This is a genomic window from Actinomyces polynesiensis, from assembly GCF_000820725.1.
In the GTDB taxonomy this organism is placed as follows: domain Bacteria; phylum Actinomycetota; class Actinomycetes; order Actinomycetales; family Actinomycetaceae; genus Pauljensenia; species Pauljensenia polynesiensis.
In genome coordinates this window covers 1-3,772 of sequence record NZ_CCXH01000140.1, presented here as the reverse complement: position 1 = coordinate 3,772, position 3,772 = coordinate 1, and the positions used below count along the sequence as shown (strand labels likewise).

The 3,772-nt window shown below is 74.6% G+C and carries 2 protein-coding genes and 1 pseudogene; 2 read left to right on the top strand and 1 reads right to left on the bottom strand.

What is annotated here, in order from left to right:
* Together TA90_RS15050 and TA90_RS06380 are read left to right on the top strand one after the other, a co-directional pair.
* Positions 1 to 435: pseudogene (locus TA90_RS15050) on the top strand (ATP/GTP-binding protein); the annotation flags it as partial.
* A 44-nt stretch (positions 436 to 479) separates the two neighbouring features.
* Positions 480 to 2,036 (top strand): GTPase, encoded by a 1,557-nt coding sequence (locus TA90_RS06380; RefSeq protein ID WP_052450587.1) that lies wholly within the window; start codon positions 480 to 482, stop codon positions 2,034 to 2,036.
* Between the two features lie 50 nt (positions 2,037 to 2,086).
* Here TA90_RS06380 and TA90_RS06375 read toward each other — a convergent pair.
* Positions 2,087 to 3,772, bottom strand: a 1,686-nt coding sequence (locus TA90_RS06375) for a DEAD/DEAH box helicase (RefSeq protein WP_043535212.1), incomplete at its 5' end; no start/stop codon positions are given.

Here is a 3,772-nt window from a genome sequence, read left to right as displayed (position 1 = left end):
ACCCCCGCCGACCCCGCTGCGCTCGACGCCCGGGCGCTCGAGCTCACTCGCTCCTGGCAGGCCGACCTCCTGGTGCTCGTGCGCACCCAGGGCGGGTCGCGGCGCACCACGGCGCGCGTGATGGCCGTCGGCACGAACCTGGTGGGGGTGTCCCTCATGGTCGTCATCTTCGCCTCGACCGGTGGGTTGACGGGTGCGGAGGTGGGGGTGGCCGGTGCCACCGCCGCACTGGCCCAGAAGCTCCTGGAGGTCGTCTTCGGCGACCAGGCGGTGCGGACCCTGGCCGCACACGCCCACGGGATGCTCCTGGAGCGGGCCGGCGAGGAGCTCGGTCGTGTCCTGGAGCCGCTGCGCTCCTCCCTCCCCGCGGCCTCGGACCTGGCAGTGGTGGAGGCCGCGAGGTCCCGGGTCGCGGCGGACTGGGGGATCCGATGAAGCCGTGGAGCAGGACGCACGCCCCCGCGGCGCCGGAGGACCGCGTGGACGCGCTCGCCCGTGCGATGGACCTCCTCGACGGTGACCTCGACGCGGTCACGGTCGACTCCCTCGCCGACGTGCTGCTGCGCGCCCACGAACGCGGTGGTCTCGACCCCGCCACCACAGTGGCCGCCCTGGTCGGCGCGACCGGGTCGGGCAAGTCCTCCCTGTTCAACGCGGTGGTCGGACACGACATCGTCCGGACGGGGGTCCTGCGACCCACGACCACGCAGGCACTGGCGGCCGTCCGCCCGGGCACGGAGGCCGGGGCCCTCCTCGACTGGGTCGGCATCGACCAGCGTGTGGTCGTCCCCTCCGGCACGGGCCTACCCGACGGACTGGCCCTGGTGGACCTGCCCGACATCGACTCGGTGGAGGACACCAACCGGGAGCTCGTGGAACGGCTCGCCGCGCGGGTGGACCTCCTCGTGTGGGTCCTGGACCCTCAGAAGTACGCCGACGACCTCATCCACTCCTCCTGGATCGCGCCCCTGTCGGACCACGCCGAGGTCACGGTGACCGTCCTGTCCCAGGTCGACCGACTGCGGGGACCGGACCGCGAGGCGGTGCTGGGGGACCTCGGACGTCTCCTCGTCGCCGACGGGGTCACCGACCCCCTCGTCCTCGCGGTCTCCTCGGTGACGGGGGAGGGGATCGGGGAGCTGCGTGTGCTCCTGGACCGCACGGCCCGCGACGTCCGCGACCGTGCGCTGCGCGTCCAGGCCCAGCTCGACGACGGGGTCGCCCGCGTGCGCGGGGCGCTCGGGCTGGAAGCGGAGCTACCGGCGTTCGACCCGGAGGGACTGACGGACGCCGTCGTCGGTGTGGCCGGATCGGCGGCCGGGGTCGACCGGGTGGCGGACGCGACCGCTGCCGCCCACCGGCACCGAGGGACCCGGGCCTGTGGGTGGCTGCCGGTGAGGTGGCTGAGCGGGCTGCGGGCGGATCCCCTCGCCCGTCTCCACCTCGGGGGTGGGGGGAGCGGGTCCGTCACCAGCGCGGCGCCGGCGCCGACCGCCTCCGCCGCGGAACTGTCGACAGGGGTGCGACGCGTGGTCGAACGCATCGCATCGGGCCGCCCCGACACGTGGGCCCGCTCCCTCGCGCGTGTCTCCCGGGAGAGCCTGGGGGACCTGCCCGCGGACCTCGACCACGCCGTCGCCTCCACGGACCTGGGCATGGCCACCCCTCCCCGGTGGTGGGGGTGGTCGGACGCCCTGCAGTGGGTGGGCTGGATCAGCGCCCTGGTGGGCCTGGTGTGGGTCCTCGGTGTGCGTGCGGCGGAGCAGTTCCTGCTGCTCGAGTGGTCGGTGCCCCTGTGGCGCGGCCTGCCCGCGCCGACGTGGCTCGTGCTCGGCGGGATCGCCTGGACCCTCGTCGTGGTCGCGCTGTCGTGGCCGTGCGTGCTGGTCGGTGCCCGCCGGAGGGGAGGACGGGCGCGTGCGGCGCTCTCATCGGCGGTGCGCGCGTGCGTCGAGAAGCGTCTGGTCCTCCCCCTGGTCGAGGAGGACGCCCGTCAGCACGCCGTCGAGGAGGCCCTGGACCGGGCCTCACGCTGACGGTCCCCCCGCAGGCCCCGGCCGGCGCGATGCGGGAGCCCCGGGACTCCTCAGTGACGGTGGGGGCTGCGTTCCCCGCGGGACCCACCGAAGCGGCGCTCACCGCGATCGCGACCCTCCCGGCCGTCGCGACCGTCGCGCTCGCCCCTGTCGCTGCGTCCGCCACGGTCCTGCCACTGGCCCCGGCCGCCGCGGTCCTCACGGCCACCGCGGTCCTCACGGCCGCGCCGGTCGTCGTGACCCCTGCGGTCCTCGTATCCGCCGCGGTCACCACGGTCCTGCCACTGGCCGCGTCCACCGCGGTCCTCGCGGGACCCCGACCCGCCGTGCTGACCGGGGCCCTCGTCCTCACGGATGCGCAGTGCGCGCCCGGCGACGCGTGCCTTGGAGATGCGTCCCACCGTGGCAGGCGTCAGGTCCCCGGAGATCTCCACCAGGGAGAAGGAGGGGAAGATGTCGATGCGGCCCAGGTCGGAGCCGTTGATCCCGCCCTCGCCGGTGATCGCGCCGACGATCGCACCGGGGCGCACCCCGTCCTTCTTGCCGACCTCGACACGGTAGCGACGCGCCGACCCGGTCCCGACGGGACGTGCCCCGCCACGGCGCCGGGCGCCGTCGCGTCCACCCTTGGGGGAGCGGGAGTCGCGGCCCTCCTCGAAGGAGGCGGCCACGAATTCACCGTTCTCGTCCACCTGCTCCTCACGACGCACACGTCCCTCGCCACGACGGTCGCGTGCCACGCGGGGCGCGGGACCCTCGTCGCCGACGGCGCGCGCCATGAGGGCGGCGGCGACATCGGCCACGTCCAGGTCGGAGGCGTCGTGGAACTCCTCCAGGAGGCGGTGGTAGAGGTCCAGGCGCCCACGCTCGATGCGCTGGCCCAGTCCGTCGAGCACGCGACGCGCGCGGAACTCGGAGACCTCGGCGGGGGTCGGGATCGGCACCTCCTCCATCCGGGTGCCGGTCAGGCGCTCGATCTGGCGCAGGCGGCTGCGCTCACGCGGGGTGAAGAAGGTCAGCGACAGCCCCTCGCGCCCGGCGCGGCCCGTGCGGCCGATGCGGTGGACGTAGGCCTCGGCCTCGCGGGGCACGTCGAAGTTGACGACCAGTCCGATGTGGTCGACGTCCAGGCCGCGCGCCGCGACATCGGTGGCGACGAGCACGTCCAGCGTGCCCTTGCGGAGGCGCTCGACCAGGCGTTCGCGTTCGGCCTGGGCGACGTCCCCGGAGATCCCCGCGGCGCGGAACCCGCGCGAGGAGAGGTCCAGGGCGACCTCCTCGACATCGGCACGGGTGCGCACGAAGACCAGCGCCGCGTCGGCGTCACGGGTGGCGAGCACCCTCCCGAGGGAGCCGAGCTTGTGCTTGAAGGGGACCACCGCGTAGGTCTGGCGGATGGTGTCGACCGTGGAGGACTCCTGGGAGACCTCGATGCGGAGCGGGTCGTGGAGGTGGGTGTCCGCCACACGCGCGATCGCGGCGGGCATGGTCGCGGAGAAGAGGGCGGTGAGCCGGTCCGTCGGCACCGAGGAGGCGATCGTCTCGACGTCCTCCGCGAAGCCCATGCGCAGCATCTCGTCGGCCTCGTCCAGGACGAGCATGCGGACGTGGTCCAGGCGCAGGGCGCCCTTCTCGATGAGGTCGATGATGCGCCCGGGGGTGCCGACGACCACCTGTGCGCCGGCCCGCAGGGCGTGGAGCTGGGGTCCGTAGGCGGAGCCGCCGTAGACGGCGAC